Source organism: Anaerocolumna jejuensis DSM 15929 (genome assembly GCF_900142215.1).
In the GTDB taxonomy this organism is placed as follows: Bacteria; Bacillota; Clostridia; order Lachnospirales; family Lachnospiraceae; genus Anaerocolumna; species Anaerocolumna jejuensis.
The window spans coordinates 146233-169017 of sequence record NZ_FRAC01000008.1 but is presented as its reverse complement, the minus strand read 5'-3'; the positions used below and the strand labels follow the sequence as shown (position 1 = coordinate 169017).

Annotated in this window: 20 protein-coding genes; 16 read left to right on the top strand and 4 right to left on the bottom strand. The window is 40.8% G+C overall.

Translation table 11 applies throughout. From position 1 onward, the window contains the following. Positions 1-180, bottom strand: a 180-nt coding sequence (locus tag BUB77_RS06910; RefSeq protein WP_207650835.1) for a helix-turn-helix domain-containing protein, incomplete at its 3' end; no start/stop codon positions are given. 179 nt (positions 181-359) lie between these two features. Here BUB77_RS06910 and BUB77_RS06905 point away from each other — a divergent pair. Then, positions 360-1196 (top strand): sulfite exporter TauE/SafE family protein, encoded by an 837-nt coding sequence (locus tag BUB77_RS06905; protein ID WP_073274211.1) that lies wholly within the window; start codon positions 360-362, stop codon positions 1194-1196. Next, on the top strand, positions 1196-1657 hold the full coding sequence (locus tag BUB77_RS06900) for a DUF1634 domain-containing protein (RefSeq protein ID WP_330392513.1): 462 nt from the start codon (positions 1196-1198) through the stop codon (positions 1655-1657). Before BUB77_RS06905 ends, BUB77_RS06900 begins: the two co-directional genes overlap by 1 nt. A 37-nt stretch (positions 1658-1694) precedes the next feature. Here BUB77_RS06900 and BUB77_RS06895 read toward each other — a convergent pair whose 3' ends face one another. Both BUB77_RS06895 and BUB77_RS06890 read right to left on the bottom strand, forming a co-directional pair. Then, positions 1695-3209, bottom strand: a complete 1515-nt coding sequence (locus BUB77_RS06895; RefSeq protein WP_073274209.1) for a response regulator — start codon at positions 3207-3209, stop codon at positions 1695-1697. After that, positions 3206-4921 (bottom strand): cache domain-containing sensor histidine kinase, encoded by a 1716-nt coding sequence (locus BUB77_RS06890; protein WP_084123962.1) that lies wholly within the window; start codon positions 4919-4921, stop codon positions 3206-3208. The genes BUB77_RS06895 and BUB77_RS06890 overlap by 4 nt, the downstream gene beginning before the upstream one ends. A gap of 204 nt (positions 4922-5125) precedes the next feature. On the opposite strand from BUB77_RS06890, the gene BUB77_RS06885 reads away from it, so the two are divergent. The 5 genes from BUB77_RS06885 (at position 5126) to BUB77_RS06865 (ending at position 11478) form a co-directional block, all read left to right on the top strand. Further along, positions 5126-6481, top strand: a complete 1356-nt coding sequence (locus BUB77_RS06885) for an ABC transporter substrate-binding protein (protein ID WP_073274207.1) — start codon at positions 5126-5128, stop codon at positions 6479-6481. A gap of 279 nt (positions 6482-6760) precedes the next feature. Beyond that, on the top strand, positions 6761-7666 hold the full coding sequence (locus BUB77_RS06880) for a carbohydrate ABC transporter permease (protein WP_073274205.1): 906 nt from the start codon (positions 6761-6763) through the stop codon (positions 7664-7666). Next, the gene (locus tag BUB77_RS06875; RefSeq protein WP_073274203.1) at positions 7659-8489 is read left to right on the top strand and encodes a carbohydrate ABC transporter permease; all 831 of its coding nucleotides are present in this window, start codon (positions 7659-7661) and stop codon (positions 8487-8489) included. Before BUB77_RS06880 ends, BUB77_RS06875 begins: the two co-directional genes overlap by 8 nt. A 136-nt stretch (positions 8490-8625) precedes the next feature. Continuing rightward, positions 8626-10638, top strand: a complete 2013-nt coding sequence (locus BUB77_RS06870) for an alpha-amylase family protein (RefSeq protein ID WP_073274202.1) — start codon at positions 8626-8628, stop codon at positions 10636-10638. Between the two features lie 132 nt (positions 10639-10770). Next, positions 10771-11478, top strand: a complete 708-nt coding sequence (locus tag BUB77_RS06865) for a hypothetical protein (protein ID WP_139241127.1) — start codon at positions 10771-10773, stop codon at positions 11476-11478. A gap of 110 nt (positions 11479-11588) precedes the next feature. Here BUB77_RS06865 and BUB77_RS06860 read toward each other — a convergent pair whose 3' ends face one another. Further along, positions 11589-13364 carry an oleate hydratase gene (locus BUB77_RS06860; protein WP_073274198.1) on the bottom strand — a complete coding sequence of 592 codons (1776 nt, stop codon included), beginning with the start codon at positions 13362-13364 and terminating at the stop codon, positions 11589-11591. 369 nt (positions 13365-13733) lie between these two features. On the opposite strand from BUB77_RS06860, the gene BUB77_RS06855 reads away from it, so the two are divergent. The 9 genes from BUB77_RS06855 to BUB77_RS06815 all read left to right on the top strand — a co-directional run bounded on the left by BUB77_RS06855 (position 13734) and on the right by BUB77_RS06815 (position 22717). Then, the gene (locus BUB77_RS06855) at positions 13734-14195 is read left to right on the top strand and encodes a ferritin-like domain-containing protein (RefSeq protein ID WP_330392512.1); all 462 of its coding nucleotides are present in this window, start codon (positions 13734-13736) and stop codon (positions 14193-14195) included. A gap of 391 nt (positions 14196-14586) precedes the next feature. Beyond that, entirely contained in the window at positions 14587-15153 is a 567-nt protein-coding gene (locus BUB77_RS06850) for a rhomboid family intramembrane serine protease (RefSeq protein WP_073274196.1), read from the top strand. A gap of 174 nt (positions 15154-15327) precedes the next feature. Then, complete coding sequence (locus BUB77_RS06845; RefSeq protein ID WP_073274194.1) at positions 15328-15726, top strand: hypothetical protein; 399 nt, start codon at positions 15328-15330, stop codon at positions 15724-15726. Between the two features lie 18 nt (positions 15727-15744). After that, a complete protein-coding gene (locus BUB77_RS06840) occupies positions 15745-16146 on the top strand; it encodes a VOC family protein (protein ID WP_073274192.1) in 402 nt (133 codons plus the stop codon). A gap of 279 nt (positions 16147-16425) precedes the next feature. Continuing rightward, entirely contained in the window at positions 16426-17475 is a 1050-nt protein-coding gene (locus BUB77_RS06835; protein ID WP_073274190.1) for an HRDC domain-containing protein, read from the top strand. 304 nt (positions 17476-17779) lie between these two features. Continuing rightward, the gene (locus BUB77_RS06830; protein WP_073274188.1) at positions 17780-18817 is read left to right on the top strand and encodes a LacI family DNA-binding transcriptional regulator; all 1038 of its coding nucleotides are present in this window, start codon (positions 17780-17782) and stop codon (positions 18815-18817) included. Positions 18818-19144: 327 nt separating this feature from the next. Continuing rightward, on the top strand, positions 19145-20107 hold the full coding sequence (locus tag BUB77_RS06825; RefSeq protein WP_242962409.1) for an ABC transporter permease: 963 nt from the start codon (positions 19145-19147) through the stop codon (positions 20105-20107). Between the two features lie 11 nt (positions 20108-20118). Beyond that, complete coding sequence (locus BUB77_RS06820; RefSeq protein ID WP_073274187.1) at positions 20119-21024, top strand: carbohydrate ABC transporter permease; 906 nt, start codon at positions 20119-20121, stop codon at positions 21022-21024. A gap of 55 nt (positions 21025-21079) precedes the next feature. Further along, a complete protein-coding gene (locus BUB77_RS06815; protein ID WP_084123961.1) occupies positions 21080-22717 on the top strand; it encodes an ABC transporter substrate-binding protein in 1638 nt (545 codons plus the stop codon). The last annotated feature ends 68 nt before the right edge of the window (positions 22718-22785 follow it).

Sequence of the window (22785 nt, the reverse complement as noted above, 5' to 3'; positions counted from 1 at the left end):
ACGGTTGAGGTCAAGCTTATCTGCTATGGCAGTAACTGAAATACCTTCTGCTGTAAGTAGTATAATCTTTGCCCTTTGAACAGTGCGCACCATTTCTGTTCTTGAGCTTGTTATATCGGTCAATCTGCTGACCTCATCGGCACTGAGATTGATACAGGAATATTTTGATGGTCTTGCCATAACTTGCACCTCCAACGTTTATGGTACAAGTATAGCACAAAAAGTCATGTTTTACCAGCTAATTTGAAAACGATATACTAGGTATGAAAAATAAAGGCATGGAATTAGCCTGAATTTTTAAAAGCAGAAAAAAGCATAATAACAGAAGGGTACTCAAGTAGAAAGGAAAAGTGGGAAGCATGTTTACGGTCATTGCCATTAAAATATTTTTAGTAGCCATATGTGCGGGATTTCTGGGAGCATTGTTAGGACTGGGAGGCGGAATTATTATCACACCTGCCCTTACGTTAATGTTCGGCCTTGATATCCGGTATGCTATAGGCGCCAGTATTGTATCGGTAATTGCTACCTCAAGCGGAGCGGCTATAGCCTATCTGAAAGATAAAATTACCAATGTAAGGATTGGCATGTTCCTGGAAATCGGAACGACCCTTGGTGCCATTACCGGTGCCTTCTTAAGCGGTATTCTGGACCCGAAATACTTATATGTTATATTTGGGCTTCTGCTTCTATACTCAGCGGTCACAATGCTCAGGAAAACGAAGGCGGAGCTGCCCCAGGATGTGAAAAACCATCCGTTGGCCGGAAAGCTTTCCTTGAACGGTGAATATTACGATAAAGTACTTAATCAGCAGGTTGCCTATAACGTGGATGGTGTCTGGGGCGGCCTTGGCATGATGTATGTGGCAGGGGTGATTTCAGGACTGCTTGGTATTGGCAGCGGCATCTTTAAGGTTATGGCAATGGACTTTTTTATGAAGCTGCCCCTTAAGGTTTCCAGTGCTACCAGTAACTTTATGATTGGTGTTACTGCCGCAGCAAGTGCCGGTGTTTATTTTCTGCGCGGGGATATTGACCCTAAGATTGCAGCCCCGGTGGCACTTGGTGTCCTTTTGGGGGCAACGGTGGGAACACGTGCCATGCAGCGGCTTAAGAGCAGAACCATTCGGTGGATATTTATACCGGTGCTTTTGTTTGTATCCATTCAGATGATTGTAAAGGGGGTTCAGCTCTAATGGCAAAAGAAAAATCAAAGCTTACAAACAGTGAAAAGCTACGGGGAAATATGGAAAAGGGCCTCGAGGAGAAAAAATGCCTCGAGGAGAAAAACAGCCTCATGGAGAAAAACGGCATAGAAGATGTTGAAATCATAATCAGTAAATCACTGAAAATCGGTGTTCTGGCCAGTGCCATTGTGATACTTATTGGTTTTCTTATGTTTCTGATTACTGGCCGCAGCGGTTATGCAGGCAGCGCCTATCCCACAGCTCTGGCAGAGATTTTTAAAGGGCTTGTTTTACTGAAGCCCTATGCCATCATCCTGACCGGATTGTTTATCCTGATTCTGACACCGGTATTCCGGGTAGGCGTTTCCGTCATAGTATTTCTTAAGGAAAAAGATTATCTTTACGTAGGCATCACGATACTTGTATTTGTAATTTTAATCATAAGCTTCCTGCTTGGAAAGGTAGAATAGCCAATAGCCTTTTGCAGGATGCCTGTGGAAACTGGGGTTATAGGGATTGGTTGTTCAAGGATATAAAATCCTTGGGAGAATATCCGTACATTTTTTTGAACCGCTTGCTGTAATAAAATACATCCGTGAAGCCGACCTTTTCTGCAACCTCTCCAACTTTATACTGATTGCTCATAAGGAGCTTCCGGGAGGCCTCCATGCGGACAAAGGTAATATACTGCAGGAGGGACTGGCCGTTGGTCTTCTTGAACACACTTCCCATATAGGAGACATTTAATTGAAAAATAAGGCCTAATTTCGTTACGGATAAATCGTGTTCGGTAAAGTGCTCCTGTATATAGGCAGTGATTTTCTTACTGAGCATCAAATCCGAAGGAATGGCACCGGCATTGTCCATATACTTTAATCCATAGGAGCATATGGTGTTTTTTAATTCTTCCAGAAGATAATCTTCCGCTATGATTGCATTAATATAATCGTGGAGCCTGTACCCTGTTAATTTGGAGTCCGGATAGCGGATGGAGAAGGTCAGCAGAATTTCCGCCACCACCAGATTTAAATAATGGCAGGACTTCCTTTCTCCGATTATATGAAATAAATGCTCCAAATACTTTTTAAATCCGGAAATGTCATTGGTATTTAAAATCAGCAGGAGTGAATGTCGGATATCCGATATTTCCGGTATTGGCTGAGGAGGCTGTGCCACCATCAGCTGCTTTGTCAAATCCGGACCGCTGCCAAAGTAGCGGTCGCCCAGTAAAAAGAGGGCTTCCTTTTGGTGGGGCTCCCACTTTTCCTCAATGGGAAATATACTGCTGAACGCAAAATAGCAGCGGGTATTCGTATCTTTAGCAAATTTCTTGCACAGGTAGCGGCATAGGGCCTCAAGGGTATCATCCCTTAAGAAGAATTGAATATAAAATATGTGTTCTGACTCAATAAAATATTCACAGTCCACACCCTGTTCCTGATACAGTGCGGCAAGCTCTTTCGCCGTGGTTTCGCACTCCATAACGGTATATACCCCTTCGAACAGGGAATATTCGGCCTGTCTAATTTCCGGATACTGGTGCTGCAGGGAATTTAGCTCAAGGCTGCCCCGCAGGACATCGGATAATTTCATACATTTCCTGTAATGATAGTATTTGGCCAGCTGCTCCTTCTGCTCCGCCTCCAGAGTTATCTTTTGAACACAGGTTTTCAGGGCGGCAGTCAATGCATCGGGCTCAACGGGCTTTAAGAGATAGTCAAAAACTCCGTAACGAAAGGTGGTACGGGCATACTCAAAATCATTAAAACCGGAAAGTATAATTATCTTACTGTCCGAATGATGTTCAAAGACATATTTGGCAACCTCGATGCCAGAAAACTTGGGCATGCGGATATCCAGTAAAATTATATCTATTCTGCATTTCGATAGTAATTCGATTACTTCTGAGCCATTTTCACATTCTCCGATAAATTCTATGTCAAGCTCCTCAAAAGGAATCAGCTTCTTTATTTTCTGTCTGATAAAATATTCGTCGTCTGCAATCACTAAATTGGTTGTCATGCTGGTCCTCCTCCCTGTCTGGGAATAGCAATAGTGGTGATGAGTCCGCCTTCCGGGGCATTTTCCATGGAAAGTCCGTATTCCAATCCATAATGGAGCCGTATTCTTTCGTGTATGTTCTTAATCCCAAAATGCCCTTCCGGATAATTCCAGATTTCTTCTTTGAGTTCCGGAGGGATTCCAGGACCATTATCCTGTATTTGAAAAAGAATAGTTTCTCCCACAGCCTGCACCCGGATAGAAATAATTCCTTTATGGCTCAATTCTTTTATTCCGTGATAAATACTGTTTTCAACAATGGGCTGTAACAGCAGTTTCAGGCAGGAAAAGGAATACAGATATTCCGGGCAGTCAATTGAAAATTCAAATTTATTATAGTAGCGCACCTGCATAATGCGGATATAGGACCTGGTAATTTCCAGTTCATCCCGGATGGTAATCAGGAAATTACCGCTGCTCAAGCTTCCCCGGTAAAATTTTGAAAGATTCATTACAATACGAATGAGGTTCTCCTTTTCATCCAGCTCTGCAAGAGAGCAGATATTATCCAGGGTATTGTAGAGAAAATGGGGATTTACCTGTTGCTGCAGCAGCTCTAGGGATATTTTATTTTTGAGCTTCTGGGAATCCAGCAATTGGTCTGTCAGCTGCTTTTGGGCAATAATCATACTGTCAAATTCGCTGAACAAAAGGCCGATATCCGTATCATCGGGCTTTTCATTCATAGGTATCCAGTGGCCCTGCTTTACCTTCTGAATGTGTGTAATAAGATGGTATAAGGGCTTTGTAATCGTATCTGAAATCTTTCTGGAGACCAGCAGGGAAATGGCCATGCACAGGAAACTTATGGCGGCGGTAATAAATAAAATCATGTAGATGGGACGGTAAAATTCGGCAAGGTCCACCATGTTGATGATATACCAATCCAGTGATTCCAGATAAGTAGTAAAGCATATGGCATTACCGCTGATCTGAAACCTTGTGGGAACTTTAGATTTCAGGGCAGTAAAAGGAGTAAATTCACTTTCAAGAGCATAGGAACCATCGGTGCTTACAACACGGCCTGCTCTGTCCACGATAAAAAATCTGCTTGTGGAGGAAGAATTGGAACGGTATATGGCGGCAATCTCTTTTTCAGGAATACTGATTTCAATATAGCCCAATAAGGAACCGGAGGAAATATCATAAAAAGGTCTTATCTGGGAAAGGGTCTGTATGGGAGTACGAAGGGTGATATTGGAATACTTGGTTCTTATTAAAAATTTAGGAGAATCACAGGGCAATACCGATTCCAGGGAGGAAGGGTAGCTGGCTACTGCCGTTGTTCCGGTTAAGGCCAGGTCGGGGGCATAAATGGAAGCTGAATGAATATAGGGTATGGACTGGATGAATTTGCGGGTAACGGTCTGCATATTTTTTTTATCCTTTGCTGTAAATTTATCCGGAGTATCCCTGTATTTCAGAGCATCCTTTTGAACATCTTCATTTGTAATAATCATTTTAGAGTAATTATCCATAGAAAACAAATAATAGTTCAATTGGTTCTTAATATAGCTTAACTGATTCAGAGAGGATTCCGTGCGCTGTTTCAGAAATTGGTTATAAAAAATGGGTAATATACAGCCCAGCAATATGATCACAATGATTGTGACCATCAAGCTCATGGAAAGAAAGAATTTTGTTTTTAAAGTATTGGTATGTGTTTTTTTCATTGGCCACCTTTATTATTTTCAAATTGTAAGATATTCTATATTATATATTAGTGAGTAAAAAAAGCTTTGTCAATCTTAACTAAAAAGCTGCAAAATCTCAACTAGAAAATATACATAAAAACAATAAAATGACCATTCTTCAAAAACAGGGAATACTTTAGAATGTGATTGTAGCAAAAAAACAACTCTATGGGAGGTAAAGTAATGAAACAAAAGAGACTTATGGCAGTCCTGTTATCTGTTATGGTAATAGGCGGTTTGCTGGGAGGCTGCGGCAAAAGTGGAGGAACCAATAATGATACCCCGAAAACTGGTGTTAAAACCGAGGGTTCAGCTCAGGAGGAGGCTGTAACAATCCGGATATTGACCAGAATAGCGGGTACTTCAAAGCAGGTGGAAATCTTTAATCAGATTTTAGATGAATTCAAGAGCAAGCACCCCCAGGTAACAATTGTTGATGATTCACAAAGTGACGAAGGTGCTTTTAACAGTATGATGGCTGCCGATATTGCATCCGGTAACCTGGCCAATATATTCCGTATCCAGGGAGTTGCCAATCTGGCAGATTATATCGACAACGGATTACTTTTGGATGTTTCATCCTATCTGGAACAGGATTCCCAATGGGGAGGAGGCTTTACGGAGGGTTCCCTCAGCTATTTTCAGGTGCCGGGACATGAAGGTACCTATGCGATACCTATGGAATCAGGTGTAATAGGTGTTTATTATAACAAAGCCCTGTTCCAAAAGGCCGGAATTGACAAGTTTCCTGAGACCTGGAAAGAATTCCTGGCAGTAATTGAGAAATTAAAAGAAAGCGGCGTTACGCCCCTGGCAATGGGAGCCCAGAGTACTTATATGGCCGGACACCTCCATGATCAGATTTTTTATAAATGGGTTGGTACAAATGGGGCCAAGCTGTTAGGAAGCAGAGAGAAGAAATGGACGGATGAGGACGTTGTCCAGTCACTTCAATATGTAAAAGACCTGGTTGACGCCAGTGCTTTTGATAAAAGTGCAGCTGGCATGACAGATGATATTGCCCTGATGCAATTTCAGCAGGGAAAAGCGGCAATGGTAATAACCGGTCCCTGGAATATTACGAATTTTACAGACGAAGCAAAGACACCTGTGGCAAAGGACATTGACGTAGCAAACTTTCCGTATTTTGAAGAAAAACCGGAATTTAAAAATGAAAATATGCAGACTTTAGGCTGCTATATGATTAACGGAGAGCTGGAAGGAAAAGAAAAAGAGCTGACCGTAGAGCTTATTAAAATGCTGACGAGCAAAGAAGCAGCGAAAAGATTTGCAGAAGAGGCCGGTGTACTTATACCCAGAACGGATATGGATTTGGATGAATCAAAATGCCCGCCCCTTTTGGTTAAGAATGTTGCTTTGGGTAAAAATTCTTCAGGTGTAGGTGTGGATGTATTTGACTTTGATCCGCTGCCCTCCATGCAGGACAGGACACGTAATTCCATTGTCAGCATGTTCATCGATGCAACAGCAGAAGCAGCGGCAGCAGAAATTCAGTCGGAGATTGATATAAACAAATAAGAGACCGCCAGCCCTTAAAGGATAACGTTACACCCGTGGGGAGCGTTAATGAAATTACGTATTCCTTACACGGGTGATGTTATAAGAAGCTTGATGCCAAATCTTATTCAGGCTGGGGGTAATGGCTTAGGGATATCTAAAAAGACAGATGTCCCGGATATCTAAAACGGCTTAGAAATCCAGGATATCAAAAACGGCTTGGACATCCCGGATATTAAAGGCCCGGACATCCCGGAAATAAATAAGGCCTGGAATCCCCGATATTAGAAAGAGGTTAAAATGATTAAAATAAGAAATAAAAAGCGGGTGTTTGGGGTTTCTTTATTTCTTCTGCCTGCCTTGCTCATTTACATTGTATTTCAGATAGCGCCATTGTTTGGAGCCCTGTATTTTTCCCTGGTGGATTGGAATGGGATAGCCGGTTCCAAGATTAATTTTGTAGGCTTTCGGAATTTTGTTGAGGTATCAGCCAATCCGGATTTTATCCTGGCCTTAAAGAATATGCTGAAAATGGTCGTATTCAGTGTGATTTTTCACACACCCATTGCCCTGCTTCTGGCAGTGGCTCTTAATACTAAATGCAGAGGATACCGTATATTTAAGGTATTGTTCTTTGTACCAACCGTATTCCCCCTGTCAGCAGTCGGCCTCATGTGGTATTTTGTTTTTATGCCCACCGGAGCCTTAAATTCCCTGTTCAGTATGGTTGGCCTGGAGCAATTGGTGACACCCTGGCTGGTGAATACAAAAACGGCTATGAATGCCATTATTTTTGTTAATATATGGGCCGGTATCGGATATTATATGGTCATTATCCTGGCAGGGCTTACTACCATACCCTCTGATATATATGAAGCGGCAGCTATTGACGGAGCCAATTCCCTGGGAAAATTCTTTTCTATTACGGTACCTATGCTGAAGTCTACGATTTTCATGTGTATCTTAATGGATATTATAGGTTCCGTTAAGGTATTTGATCTGGTTTTTGCAATGACCGGAGGAGGGCCTAACGGACTGACTAATTTACCTACGACCTTACTCTACAATGAGTCCTTCAAATATAAGCACTATGGTACGGGCAGTGCAATCGGCGTTATCATATTCGGCATCTGCCTGATAGGGACCTTATTGAGCAATGGGCTTATGAAGGGCCGGGAAGACAGGAAGGTGAAAAGAAATGGTTAAGAAATTATCAGTAAAAAAGACGGTAATGTATCTTTTTCTAATAGCGATGGCCTTGGTTTTTGCAGCACCCATGGCTTTTACCCTGTTATCCTCCTTTAAAACCAAGATTGAGATATTCTCAGCACCCTTCGCATTTCCAAAATCCCTGCAATGGAGCAATTATGTGGGAGCCTGGAAAGGTGCCAATATGAGCCGCTATTTTTTGAACAGTCTCATTCAGGCGGGAGCCTCCGTTATTCTTCTTGCAGTGGTTTCCTCTATGGCATCCTATGTCCTGTCGAGGTTCGCGTTTAAATTCAATGGATTCATATCGGTTTTCTTTCTGCTTGGGATGATGATTCCCATGCATACGGTTTTGGTTCCTATCTCCTACATAATCGGAGTATTTAAGCTTTCGGATAATATACTGGCTCTGGTATTGGTCTATGTAGCTTTTAATCTGCCCTTTAGCATCATTGTCCTTACGAATTATATGAAAGGTGTGAATAAATCCCTGGAGGAAGCTGCATTTATGGATGGTGCCACCTATTTTCAGGTATATATGCGCGTCATGCTGCCGCTTACCAAGCCGGCAATTGCAACGGTCTCCATTTTCAATTTTCTGAATGGCTGGAATAATGTGCTCTTCCCCCTTCTCTTTATTAAGAACAGGAATTTAAAGCCCATAGCTCTGGGAATATTGAATTTCAACGGGGAAAGAGGAACGGAATATGGCTTGTTAATGGCTGCCATTGTAATAACCGTAGCCGTCCCCATGGTATTTTACCTGTTGTTCCAGGAAAAGGTGGAAGGAGGCTTAGCCGCCGGAGCAGTGAAGGAATAGGAAAACCGGATTGACAAGAAAAAAGGTTTAAGGTTGGAAGTAAATATAAAACAGAAAGGATACCGCGAAAAAGGCTTTCAACCCATATATAGCGGCAGTATCGTAAGCCCTCTTGCGATATGGATAGGTATAACAGATGAAACAATTAAGATACCGACAGGTTCACCTTGATTTTCATACAAGTGAATATATTCAGGATATTGGAAAGGATTTTCAGGCGGAGGAGTTTGCACAAACCTTAAAGGAGGCTTATGTAGATTCAATAACCTGCTTTGCAAGATGCCATCACGGATGGCTCTATTATCCGTCAAAGAAATTCCCTGAGCTGATACATCCGGAGCTTGCCAATCATAATCTGCTGCTGGAGCAGATAGAGGCCTGCCACAGGAATGGCATTAAAGTGCCTGTATATACTACGATCCGATGGGATGGCAGAGTTATGAGAGAGCACCCGGAATGGCTCTGTGTGGATGAGAAGGGCGATTTTATCAATATGCAGGAGGTTTTGGAGCCCCACTTTTATAATGCAATCTGCCTTAACAGCGGATACCGTGATTTCCTGAAGGAGCATTTACTGGATATTATCGATGTGGTGGGAACGGATAATCTGGATGGCATTTTCATGGATATTGTTGTACAGGTGGATTGCTGCTGTGACCATTGCCGTAAAAAAATGCTGGAGCACAATATAGACCCAGACAGCAAAAAAGAAAGAGAAAGCTATGCGGCAATTATGCTGGAGGAATTCAAGGAGGAAATATCGGAATTTATCTGGGCAAATGCACCGGGGATATCGATATTTTATAATGACTCCCGTTTTGACACAGATTCCAAAAGAGCCTTTGACGCTTACAGCCATCTGGAGCTGGAATCGCTTCCCAGCGGCAGCTGGGGATATGACCATTTCCCTGCGGTTGTCCGTTATGCCAGAACACTCGGCAAAGAGATTATTGGAATGACCGGTAAATTCCATACCTATTGGGGGGATTTTCATTCCTTAAAGAATAAAGCGGCCTTGGAATATGAGTGCTTCCAGATGCTTGCAATGGGAACCGGCTGCTCGGTGGGGGACCAGCTGCATCCTTTGGGAAAGCTTTCGAAAGCTACCTATGAGTTGATTGGAAGTGTTTATAAAAGTGTTGCCGAAAAGGAAAAGTACTGCATAGGAGCAGCAGCAAAATCAGAGATTGCAATTCTGACACCGGTAGAATATTTAGACCATACCGTAAAAGACCTGGTCATTCCGAAAGCCTTGATTGGTGCCGTCCGAATGCTGCAGGAATTGTCCTGTCAGTTTGATATTGTGGATTCGGATGCGGAGCTTGACGGTTACCGGGTCGTTATCTTACCCGATGGTATCCCCTACAGCAAAAGACTGGAAACCATATTATCCGGCTACGTCGGTAAGGGAGGCTGCCTTCTTGGCACCTACGATGCTTGCCTGCCGGAGGATGGTATTAGCGGACTTTACGGCATAAAGTACATGGGCAGGTCCGTATTCAGCCGTGAATTTGTAATGCCAAACGATATCATCGGAAAGAATCTTCCAAAAGAAGAATTTGTAATGTATGAAAGAGGAAATGATATAGAAGCAGCACAGGCAGAAGTATTAATGGACCGGATAGCGCCTTATTTTGAACGGGGAGGAGAGAAGTTCTGCAGCCACCAGCATGCTCCGTCCTCCGGCAGGGTCCATATGCCGGAAGTTACCAGAAAGGGGAATGTGATTTATTGCGCCCACCCTCTGTTTGGATTATATCGAAAAAATTCGGCGGTATGGTGTAAACAAATGGTAAAAGACATGCTGGATATATTGCTTCCTAATCCATTGGTATCCCATAACGGCCCTTCTACGCTTTTATGTACGTTAAATACCCAAAAGGACTTTCATCGGGATATACTCCATCTATTGCATTACATAACGGAAAAACGTTCGGAGGATATTTCAACGATAGAAGATGTAATTCCTTTATACCATACGGAAATTCGTATATTTACAGGTAACAGAAAGGTTTCAGGAGTATATTTACTGCCGGAGGAAGAACCGGCAGCCTTTACACAGGAGAATGGCTATATTCGTTTTCAGGTAGAAAAAATAGAAGGTCATCAGATGGCGGGTATTCAATATGCGGATGGGAAAGAAGAGTAGCCCATGGAAAACATGAAAAAAAGGAATATCTTATGCATGGGCGACAGTATGACGGAAGCTGGTATATGGCCAGCCAGACTTGCGGAAAAACTGCAGTGCAATGTTCACCGTCACTGCAAAGGAGGCCTTGGCATGTTGGAAATAGTTGATGGAGGGGTAGGGGCGGAAGGAAACTTGGCTCCTTTGTCCTCAGAGCTTGTCCGTCCGATGGATCTGATTATTTTTTATGCCGGTTACAATAACAGAGGCATACCGGATGGGATTCCAGGAGAATGCTATTCCCCAGAGAATCAAACAGGAATTACGATTGCAGGTATGATGCAGTATTGTATTAACAGAATATACGAGGAACTTAGGAAGGCAGAAAATCTTTCCTGCCGGCTTTTAATTGTAACACCCCATTGTGCCGGACGTTATCCATATATTGATGCGGACGGTTACGGAGAATTCCCGGCAGGAACAGGCAGAACAATGGAGTCCCTTTCCGGTAGGATGAAAGAGGTTGCACAAAGAAATAACATTGCTGTCTGTGACTTATGGCATAACAGCGGAATAAATAAGTATACCTGGAGTATCTACGGTGCCTGCCGGGAAGAAGCAAATGAAAATTACTCCCCCTTTTTATTGGACCCTTTGGGAAATCCCGTTTCGATGGAAAGGGTTTCCTATGAAAGGGGAAAGACTTACTATCAGAAGAGAAATGGGGCAGTTGTGCTGGAGGAATACACAGATATCACGCCATATCCTTATAACGGGGACCAGCTGCATTGTTCCAGGGAAGGATATTACCTGATTGGTGATTTGATAGCAGGCGTAGTTAAAAAGATGTTTGGAGAGTAGTAAAAACAATTAATACGAAAATGGTAAGGCTGGATAATCAGGATGCTATAGAAGGAAAAGAGGAAGCTGTCAAGCAGACAGCTTCCTCTTTTCCTGTTTCACTGATAAAATCAGATAATATGATATTCCTTTAACAACTTTTCTATATCGGTTCCATCTACCTTTTTAAGAGCCTCTTTCAGAGCAATTTTTCTCTTTAATCCGAGATCCATATCAGAAAGACCTTTACCGTCGTTCATTTTTACGGTAGCGTTCAATAAATCACGTACATCGTAGGTGCTGCCCCAGACCTCAGGTACACCGCGGTCAATATTCAAAAGCGTGTAGACAGCTTCCATACCGGTGCGGACAGAGTATTCGGTTGTAAAGATCGTATCACGAACTGTTTCAGCAAACTGTCCGAGAAATGCGAAATTTACGCTGCCCTCCGGCACAACGGCAGGACGGTCACCTGCACTGCGGGGCATGAAGAAGGCGGTAATATAAGGCATCATGCAGGGAATTGTATTTGCGCTGTGTTCTGCCAAATCTGCGATTTCACTTTCAGGAACTCCCATATGATACAGCCATTCCATACAGATTTCTTTTCCGGTGCATTCGCGCATTGTCTTTTTGACAAAGTTACCGGGCTTATCACTAAACAGACCGTAAATCCATCCTACCAGCTGATCCTTTGGCTGATTACGGAAATGAGGCTGGCGGTTAAAGGTCCAGCTGAGCAGCCAGTTGGAGTCTTTGGCAGTGACGATACCTCCGGTTACTACCTTGCCGCTGAAAGGATCACGCTGGCAGATCTTACGGATGTACGGAGGAATACGATCATCCAGTGTCGTTACGGTAGCGGACATCCAATTGGTCTGTTCCGGGTCTTTGCAAAACTTATCCGGGTGACCGAATGAAGGATCTTGTGCCGCAATCTTACGCCACATATCCCATCCGCCGCCTGCTTTAATTTCATGCTTAAAGGAAGCGGGCTTATCTTGGCTTCCGAGGCTGGAATTCTCAACGCAGCCGCCGTTTGTTATGAACATTAAATCATTTTCTGTTAAATCAATATATTCCTCAACATCGTCGTGGTTAACAACAATACGCTTAGCTGTTTTCTTATCTTTCTGGATATCAAATTCTACATTTACAACCTTGGTATTGTAATGGAACTGGACATTAAAGGATTCAAGATACTTAATCATGGGAAGAATCATGGATTCATACTGGTTGTACTTTGTGAAGCGAAGAGCTTTGAAGTCAGGCAGCCCGCCTATGTGATGAACAAAACGTTTAATGTAAAGCTTCATCTCAAGTGCACTGTGCCAGTTTTCAAAAGCGAACATGGTACGCCAGTACAGCCAGAAGTTTGAATTCAGAACTTCATTGTCAAAAACCTCAGTGATTCGTTTATCGTAGAGATCTTCATCCGGTGTGAAGAAAAGCTTCATAATTTCCATTGAGCCTTTCTCTGACAAGCCGAATTTGCCGTCCGTGTGGGCATCTTCACCACGGTTAACCGTAGCACGCATCAGAGAATAGTTCGGGTCATGCTTGTTAAGCCAATAGTATTCGTCTAGCACGCTGACACCTTCGGTTTCAATGGAGGGGATGGAATGGAACAAATCCCACATACACTCGAAGTGATTGTCCATCTCCCGGCCGCCACGTATTACATATCCGAGGTTTTCATACTCGTAGCCGTCGCAGGCACCGCCAGGAATAGGATCTTTTTCGAGAATGTGTACCCTTTTCCCGTCCATTTGCCCATCACGAACAAGAAAACATGCCGCAGAGAGAGCGGCCAGACCGGAACCGATAATATAAGCGGATTTACGGTCAACCCCTTCGGGTTTTTCAGGGCGTACAAATGCTTCATAGTTTCCACTGGAATAATACATGCGTAATACCTCACTTTTTTTTATTTTTTACAATTTTTATTTTATCCATACTCACAAAAAATAACTATAGACAATAAAAGCAGTATGGCAAAAGTTTTATCAGGCTGAGGTAAATGTATAAATTTTTATCATATTAAGGAGTTTGATGTGATTTACCGGCATGTGATTTTGACAGCCGGTTTTTAACAATATTACCCCAACTTTTGAAAAAAAATACCATGCAGAGAGGATTTATCCATCAATTACCTTATTTATGAATAATTACCTTAAAATTAATAATAATATAGTTGGATTGAAAAATATAAAAGGAGATTGTATTATAGGTGAATTCAATCATATAAAAAATCACTTATAATATACAAAATTGATATGATTAATATTTCAGAAAAAGAGCGCTTTATTCTAAGAGATTTACAGGATCAGGAAAAATTATGCATTGAAAAGTATGCAAAAAATGAGAATTCTGCGAAAGATACAGAGTTAAAAAATCTATTCAAATCTATTAAGCAGGAAGAGCAGAAGCATTTTGATTCCTTAGCACAACTCCTTAATGGAACAGTACCTTCAGTTAATTCCAATGACACAGCAGGCAAAGATTATAATCCGACAGCATCCTATGCCGGCAGCTTTAATCAGACAGATAAGGACAATGATAAGTTTTTATGCACGGATGCTATTACTACCGAGAAATATGTTGCATCGGCTTATAATTATGACCTTTTCCAGTTTGGAAATTCCGATGTCAGAAAACTTTTGAATGACATTCAGACTGAAGAACAAAACCATGCTGAAAAAATTTACAAATATAAAACTGTAAATGAAATGGTCTAAATATAAAAACGGGATGCTTAATTAAAACTTAATCCTTTCTTTTTTAAACTTAATAAATCGTGAAATAGCTCCAAGATTCTCAGGTGAGTTACAGCCAGAATGTCTTGGAGCTTATTTTCGTTCTAAGTACTGCCTAAGGCGTCCGATATGCATGCACGATTTGCATAACCGCATTGATGCATTCAAATATAACTATCGGGAAGACCTAACCGTACCCCAATATGCACTGGGAACCCCTGTGTTTCAGCCAAAAGCCGGAAATATCCTGGGCATAATTATCTACACTGATTGAAGTAAGAAAAAGTTTGTGTTAAAATAAATTTTATCCCTTTGATGAAAATACGAAGGAAAGCGAAAGGACTAAAAAGCTAAAGGATGAAGAAAAGATAAAATGAAGAGATTGTTTGAAAAATTCCAATATAATTCACCGGTGACACTGACTTTTACGTTTATTTCCCTGGCAGTACTGCTGCTGGGATATTTAACAGGAGGACTGTCCACGAATTTACTGTTTAGCGTATACCGTTCTTCCTGGATGGACCCATTGACTTATTTCAGACTGTTCGGCCATGTACTTGGCCATGGAAATTGGAGCCATTATTCCGGAAATATGGTTCTGTTTCTGGTTCTGGGGCCTATACTGGAGGAAAAATATAAATCAAGGGATTTCCTTTTTATGATTGCCATTACAGCCCTTGTATCAGGATTATTTTATGTTATTTTGTACCCGGGGAGTATCTTATTAGGTGCAAGTGGTATTGTATTCATGATGATAGTCCTATCCTCTGCGTCTGGCATGAAGGATGGAAAAATCCCCCTCACTCTGATATTGGTCATCATCGTTTATCTTGGAGGTGAGGTATTAAGTATCGGAGCAAAGGATGGAGTGGCCCATGCAGCCCATATCATAGGAGGAATCTGCGGAGCAGGTTTTGGACTGGCTCGCAGGCGCACATAAATAGGTATTCAGCAAAAATCAGATAAATTAATACGCATAGAATGTCAATGTATTGGAGATGATTTCTATGAATATGGGAGTTACACCATTTTCTGATGAAAATGTATAGCAGCATCAGTTATATTCTACTACCTTAGAGCTATCAAAGTTATCAATATAAAAGGAGCAGCAAAAATGGATGAAACCGTTCTGGATAAACTTAAAATAAAGAAGTACAACATAGCTGCCGTTTTGAACCCCCCGGAAGAATTTCTGAAGGTTTTAAGCGGCTATGATGGAATGGTAGAGAAGGACATCAATGGTCAGTATTCTTATATTCAGATATTTATTTATTCTCAAAAGGAAATTACGGACATAGGACAGCGTCTGACAAGTGCAATCCAGAGTGACGGATTTTTGTGGATTTGCTATCCCAAGGGAACCTCAAAGAAATATAAGAAGTGTGATTGCAACAGGGATACCTTAAGAGAAGCACTCCTCCCTTACGGCTTTGAAGGTGTATCACTTATCTCACTGGATGATGATTGGTCAGCCATGAGAGTGAGAAATTCAACATATATTAAAAAAAAATAAAATTATGAGGTATTTGATATGTTAGGTCATTATCTTATGTTTAACAGGAACTGTGAAGAAGCATTGAATATTTATGAAAAGGCTTTTGGTACAAAAGTAACCGGATTACAGAAATATAAAGATATGCCTCAAAATCCCGCTTTTCCGGTAGCAGAAGAGGATTTGAACCTTGTCCTGCATTCAAGGCTTGTCATTGACGGAACAGAAATCATGTGTGCAGACAGCGGACAAGCGCTTACCTTCGGAAACAATATGTATATTACCCTGACATCGGGTAATGCAGAAATGATACAGCAGGCATGGTATACGTTAAAAGATGGCGGGAAGATATATCTGGAACTTAGCCCCACCTTTTTTGCAAAGCTTCATGGGCACTTGCAGGATAGATTTGGTGTTAACTGGATGTTCTCAGTGGAATAAATATTGTGGTGTCAGATAAATTTTTATGTGTATACCGGGAAATTAACAAGTTATATAATATAATTATAACCAACCTTCAGACTGCATTTTTAGTTTGAAGGTTTTTTATATATGTAGAAGCCAAAGCCAGATTAGCTGAATATTGATATATTGGAATACTATAATTAAAGTATTATACCAACTATCGACAACCATATATATACAATTTAAGGGTTTAAACTACAGGAAAAACATGGTATAGTGGTACTATGTTACAGAAAAGATGAGAGGAAATATTTAATGGGATTATTTAATCGGATGAAAGAACCAGTTTTTTTGAAAGAGAGCAGTAATGCCCAAATACAATTAGAAAAATTACAAAAGCTGGAGCCACTGCTAAATCCAGAAGGGCAAGCTAAAATCAAACAGGATATAAAGTACCTCGAATATGGGATATCCGGAGAGAATAACATAGCCTTTGAATTAAAAAACAGCCATATGCCAATGTATGTGCTTCATGACATTTATTTGGAATGCGGTGATTTAAGTGCGCAGATAGATTATCTTGTATTTACAAGGAAAATCTGTTTTATCATCGAATGCAAGAATTTATACGGCAATATTGAAATCAATAATGCAGGAGATTTTATTCGGACCATGGAATTCGACGGGAAAAGGAAGAAGGAAGGCATTTATTCTCCCATCACTCAAAACCAGCGTCATTTAGAGCTGATCAAGAAAATTAAAACAGACAAAAAGAATAATATCCTTGCAAAGCTTATGTTTGAAAGATGCTTTGAGGATTTTAATAAATCTGTAGTTGTATTAGCAAATCCTAAGACTGTTCTGAATGCCAAATATGCTAAAAAGGAAGTAAAAGACAGGGTTATCCGTGCAGACCAGTTAATAAGCTATATAAAAGAGGGATATAAGCAATCCAATGCAGTTGAGGAATCGGACGAGGGACTTCTTACCTGGGCAAACTCCTATCTGGAATTACATAAGGAAATCGAGAAGGATTATACCAGTAAATATGATACATATAGAATGGGAGACAGTGCTGCTCAGCCGATTGAAGCCGAGGCAGTTGAGAACAAGACAGCTGCAGCTGCAATCACGGATACCGGTTTGAAAGATTCAGAAATCTTTCAGGAGTTGAAGGCGTATCGTTTGGCAAAGAGCCGTGAAGAAAAGATTAAGCCATATTATATCTGTAATGATAATCAGTTAAGAGATTTGATAAGCAAAATGCCACGAACGAAAGAAGAGCTGGCATCCGTAGCCGGATTCGGGGAAGCAAAGGTAAATAAGTATGGAGAGGATATTCTTAAGATAGTTGGAAAATATTAAGGGTACTATGTTAAATCCATATTGTTACTTAGTTAATTATTATTAACAGCAAAACAAAGCCGTTGTTTGGAATATAGTATACAAAAGTAATAAATTCCAAGTTCATAAAAAATGTGGTATAATGAGTTTTAAAATACTCGAGCACAAAACTTAAGATGGTAAAAAAGTTCAGGTAAAATCAACAGCATCAGATTGTAAGCAACCGCCTTTGATTTACACAAAATACTGGAAATCTATTGTGAAAATCAGTTTCGTATATTATACTTATGTTCTGATAGGAAATCAATAATTCACAGGAGAATCTATGGGAAGAGAAAGAGTCAGTATCTATCGTATTGCCAAGGAAGCAGGTGTTTCTCCGGCAACTGTATCACGTGTTTTGACGCATAACGCAAATGTGAGCGATGAGAAAAGAATAAAGGTCGAAGAACTAATTCAAAAATATGGTTTCAGCCCCAATGCAATGGCTCGCGGATTAAGCAGTACTCAGTCAAAAATAATCGGGCTGCTGGTACCGGATATCCGCAATCCCTTCTATGCGAACCTTGCAGTGGAGTGTGAACGGGCGGCCAGTGAAAGAGGATATATACTTTTGCTCAGTAATTCCATGAATAATATGAATCTGGAAGAGTATCATTTGCAGAAAATGTTTGAACAAAGGGTTGATGCACTGATTCTGATGGGCGGTAAAGTAGATGAGCTTGTTTCAGACGAGGCCTATGTTGAAAAGATGAACCAGATTGCTGATACAACTCCTGTGGTAATTACCGGTAAATTAGATGGCAGCGATTGTTACCAGGTAAATATTGATGAAGCCCAGGCAATGGATATTTTAATGGAATATTTAATCAGTAACGGGCACCGGAATATCTGCATAATGGGCGGCAGGAAGGATGTTAATTCTACATACGCCAAACGTGTTCGATACCGCAGCAGCCTAAGAAAATATGGAATACCCTTTCGCGAGGAATATATGGTAGAGACCCAGGGGTATAGCGTTGAAAGCGGTCTCAAAGCCATGGATGAGTTGTTTGCAAGCAATATGGAATTGCCAAGTGCCGTTATTGCAATAAACGATTTTACGGCTCTTGGAATAGTGCAGTCAATACGCCAGCATTCTTACCGAATCCCTGAAGATATCTCCGTAGCAAGCTTTGATAATACTTTTATTGCAGATTCCTGCACACCTCGTTTAACTGATATGGGTTATAACTATGATAAATTTGGTGATACATTGGTTGATACTGCAATTGCAGCACTTGAGGGGAAAAAACCACTTAAATTACAATTGATTCCACCTGAATTGGTGATCAGGGAATCATGCAGGAGCATAGAGCAGTAAAATCCCCGATAATAACGGCAGAAGAAGAATCGCTTAAACGTGCAAAATGCACAATGGGCGGTTCTTTATTTTTAGGCCGTATCAACGTTTGCACATATTTATTAAAAAAAATCTATATTATTTGTTGACAAACTACAAAAAGGAGAATATAATAATTTATATGAAATGGGTTTCAAAAAAATATTTACTATATACTGTTTTTATCATTAGGGAATTTGGCTAAATTTATTGATACTGGTAGTATTTAGAGAAATATTGGATAATTTTAAGGAAATCCATTTTTTAGGAATCATTTGAAACCGATTTCAAAAGTAGGAGGAGAAAAATGTGAGAGCAAAGAAGAACAGCACAGGAGCGGCTGCATTAAAGGCCCCTAAGAAAAATATGTGGAATATATTGAAAGATAGCAAGACCTTGCTACTAATGTGTATGCCGGCTGTTGTATTTTTTATCGTTTTTAGTTATTTACCATTGCCGGGTGTATATATTGCATTTACAAATTATAACTTCAGAGATGGGATCTTCGGCAGCCCTTTTGTAGGATTTAAGAATTTTGAGTTCCTGGTAAAGTCCGGAGAATTGTGGCATTTGACAAAAAATACTCTTTTGTATAATTTGGCCTTCATTATTATTGGAAATATTTTTCAGATAACTTTAGCAGTCATGCTGAATGAAATCAGGAATAAATGGTTCAAAAAGGTTTCTCAGACAATTATGTTTCTGCCTTACTTTATATCCGCAGTTCTAATTGGAGCCATTGCTTTTAATATCTTAAATTATGATACCGGTGCGTTAAATACGGCAATTAAGGCTTTTGGGGGGAATCCTCTTAAAATTTACAGCAGTGCAGGTCTTTGGCCTTTTATTATTGTTTTCTGCCAGTTATGGCAGTCAACGGGTTATGGCTCAGTAGTATATTTTGCCGCTATTTGCGGTATTGATTCAAGCATGGTGGAGGCTGCCGAGGTAGATGGCGCCAGCAGCTGGCAGAGAATCCGCTATATCATTCTTCCAAGTCTCAAGCCTACATTTGTTATTCTGTTACTATTTGCTCTGGGCGGAATTATGAAAGGTAATTTTGGATTGTTCTGGAATCTTGTCGGAAACAATTCTCAATTATTCGCAACTACAGATATTATTGAAACATCAGTATATCGTATGATGATGTCTCAAAATAATTTTTCTACCTCATCTGCAGTTGGTCTGTATCAGTCTATCTTTGGATTTACGCTGGTTATGTTAAGCAACTGGCTGGTAAAGCGGATTGATCCGGATTACGCATTATTCTAGGAGGTTTCAGGATGGAAAACAACAGAACAAAAATCAAACAGAGCAGAAGCACGGTTTCTATAAAATTTATTTCTTATATTGTTATCTTATTATTTACATTATTATGCCTTCTTCCTTTTATTTTGATTGTTTCAGCCTCCTTCAGTACGGAGTCTGTCATTAGCAAAGAAGGCTTCGGGCTTTTGCCTAAGGGATTCACCCTTTCATCATACATTTGGGTGTTCCGCTATCCGAAGATGATAATTGGCTCTTATGCCGTAACAATTATTATGGCTGTCTGCGGTACGGTGGTAGGTCTGTTTCTGATAGCAATGACCGGTTATGCACTGCAGAGAAAAGATTTTTATTTCCGCAATATGCTTTCCTTTTTTATCTATTTTACAACATTGTTTTCAGCAGGTATGGCACCGACCTTTATCTGGGTATCCAGATACCTGCATTTGAAAGGAAGCTATCTGGCTGTATTCCTGCAGCTGTTAATGACACCGTGGCTGATTATCCTGATGAAGAATTTTACTAAATCAGTGCCCTTTGAAATAACGGAATCAGGAAAGATAGACGGTGCAGGAGATTTTAAGATTTTCATATCACTCATTTTTCCTATGCTTAAACCAGCCCTTGCAACAGTCGGACTGTTTCTGGCTCTGGGCTATTGGAATGAGTGGTACCAATCCTCTCTGTATCTTGGATCAGCAGTGACTTATAAGCCATTGCAATATTACCTTTATAATATAATCAATACGGCAAATGCGTTAAAAAGCTCTTTGGCAGGTGCAAATGTTTCGATAACGAATCTGCCGTCCAATACGCTGAAAATGGCTACGGCTGTAGTAGCAACCGGTCCCATTATATTCCTGTATCCTTTTGTACAGAAGTATTTTATTTCAGGTATTACAGTTGGAGCAGTGAAAGGCTGATGTGGATTCCATAGGATGGATTCATATAAATTATTTTATCAGAGGAGGATTTTTAATGAGAAAGAAAAGCATGACAAAACGAATTATGGCAATGATTCTTTCAGTAATTATGGTGCTGAGTCTTGCTGGGTGTAGCGGGGGTGGTAATAAAAACAACAGTGATAACGCATCTACTACAAATCAGGGAAAGAGCGATACCGGAAGTAAAGACAACGGAAGTAAGGACTCTGCAGTTGATACTTCCAAGCATGAAGTGATTAATTTTCTTGTGCTCGGTAACAAGCCTACAAACGGAAGACTTGAGGCTATGTTAAAGGAACTGAATAAGATACTTACGGAAAAAGTGAATGCTGAATTGCAATTAACTTATGTAGAGTGGGCTGACTGGCAGACACAGTATAATGTACAGTTATTAAGCGGTGATACATCCCTGGATATTATCACAACGGCTACAGACTGGCTTTATGCATGGGAGAATACCCAAAAGGGTGCCTTTTTACCGCTGTCTGACGATATGCTGAAAACCTATGCTCCAAAGACTTATGAGCAGGTCAGCGCTGACGGAGACTGGGACATCTGCAAATATAACGGAGAGGTTTATTTTATTCCGGAGGATCATTATACCCAGTATACGAACCATGGTATGTTCTATCGTGGAGATTGGGCAAAAGAGGCAGGCTTAACCGATGGAACAGTCAGCAAATTCGAAGATCTTACAACATATTTTAAATATATTAAAGACAATAAAGACGGTGTAATCCCCTGGGATGCAGGTAAAAATTCAGGAGATTTATTGGGATTTTATATCCAGTCCCATACAAATTACCGCAACTTGATCGGTGTTAATGCAGGCAATTACGCTATCTGGTCTACAAAGCCTGATGATGCTACGGTATCAGCTCCTTTTATGGAAGACGATACGATTTATGCAGCAGCAGATTTAATGAAACAATGGAATGACATGGGAGTATGGCGTGAAGATGTTCTGAACTATGACGGAGACAGCAGAGAAGAATTTTATGCCGGAACTTCAGGTGCTGACCAGCACCACAGCCAGACCTTCTATTCACAGGTTAAGCCTAATATGGATACGAAACAAGCTGGTTCCGACTCTAAAATGTATGCCTTCGGTTCAGAAAACAGCAATATTGCCAAGGATTTAAAAACCCATGGTGCCGCTGCAATCAGTGCCAATTCCAAGCATCCGGAGCGTGCATTAATGGTATATGACCTGCTTCGTAATGACGAACAATGCTACCGTTTGATTAATTATGGTATTGAAGGTACGGACTATGTTATTACCGATGACGGTAAACTGGGCTATCCGGAAGGCTATGATCAAAGTACGGATGCTTTAGGGTCTGATTACTGGTGCGGACGTAACGACGATCTGGAACTTGTTAACAGCTTTACCTGGTCCGGCCGTCCGGATATGATTGAAGGCCTTAATAAAATTGCATACGATTATGAATATGAAAATCTGATCATTAACAAGGATAAAATTGATACAGAGCAGGCTGCTATTGCAAGTGTACTTTCAGAATACTGGCCGCAGCTGGCATGGGGCAAGTTTGATAATCCGAAAGAAAAAATCGATGAGATGAGGGCAAAGGTTAAAGCTGCCGGTTATGACGATGTAAAAGCATCGATTCAGGCAGACCTTGATGCTTTTAAGAAATCTCAGAGTAAATAGTATAACTTCCTCTAAGCATATTTTTTAATTGGTTGTTTACCGGAAAAAGGGGATGCCAAAGTCTGCAA

Coding starts and splice junctions, on each gene's coding strand:
- BUB77_RS06905 (WP_073274211.1), top strand. CDS start 360: ATGTTTACGGTCATTGCCATTAAAATATTTTTAGTAGCCATATGTGCG.
- BUB77_RS06900 (WP_330392513.1), top strand. CDS start 1,196: ATGGCAAAAGAAAAATCAAAGCTTACAAACAGTGAAAAGCTACGGGGA.
- BUB77_RS06895 (WP_073274209.1), bottom strand. CDS start 3,209: ATGACAACCAATTTAGTGATTGCAGACGACGAATATTTTATCAGACAG.
- BUB77_RS06890 (WP_084123962.1), bottom strand. CDS start 4,921: ATGAAAAAAACACATACCAATACTTTAAAAACAAAATTCTTTCTTTCC.
- BUB77_RS06885 (WP_073274207.1), top strand. CDS start 5,126: ATGAAACAAAAGAGACTTATGGCAGTCCTGTTATCTGTTATGGTAATA.
- BUB77_RS06880 (WP_073274205.1), top strand. CDS start 6,761: ATGATTAAAATAAGAAATAAAAAGCGGGTGTTTGGGGTTTCTTTATTT.
- BUB77_RS06875 (WP_073274203.1), top strand. CDS start 7,659: ATGGTTAAGAAATTATCAGTAAAAAAGACGGTAATGTATCTTTTTCTA.
- BUB77_RS06870 (WP_073274202.1), top strand. CDS start 8,626: ATGAAACAATTAAGATACCGACAGGTTCACCTTGATTTTCATACAAGT.
- BUB77_RS06865 (WP_139241127.1), top strand. CDS start 10,771: ATGTTGGAAATAGTTGATGGAGGGGTAGGGGCGGAAGGAAACTTGGCT.
- BUB77_RS06860 (WP_073274198.1), bottom strand. CDS start 13,364: ATGTATTATTCCAGTGGAAACTATGAAGCATTTGTACGCCCTGAAAAA.
- BUB77_RS06855 (WP_330392512.1), top strand. CDS start 13,734: ATGATTAATATTTCAGAAAAAGAGCGCTTTATTCTAAGAGATTTACAG.
- BUB77_RS06850 (WP_073274196.1), top strand. CDS start 14,587: ATGAAGAGATTGTTTGAAAAATTCCAATATAATTCACCGGTGACACTG.
- BUB77_RS06845 (WP_073274194.1), top strand. CDS start 15,328: ATGGATGAAACCGTTCTGGATAAACTTAAAATAAAGAAGTACAACATA.
- BUB77_RS06840 (WP_073274192.1), top strand. CDS start 15,745: ATGTTAGGTCATTATCTTATGTTTAACAGGAACTGTGAAGAAGCATTG.
- BUB77_RS06835 (WP_073274190.1), top strand. CDS start 16,426: ATGGGATTATTTAATCGGATGAAAGAACCAGTTTTTTTGAAAGAGAGC.
- BUB77_RS06830 (WP_073274188.1), top strand. CDS start 17,780: ATGGGAAGAGAAAGAGTCAGTATCTATCGTATTGCCAAGGAAGCAGGT.
- BUB77_RS06820 (WP_073274187.1), top strand. CDS start 20,119: ATGGAAAACAACAGAACAAAAATCAAACAGAGCAGAAGCACGGTTTCT.
- BUB77_RS06815 (WP_084123961.1), top strand. CDS start 21,080: ATGAGAAAGAAAAGCATGACAAAACGAATTATGGCAATGATTCTTTCA.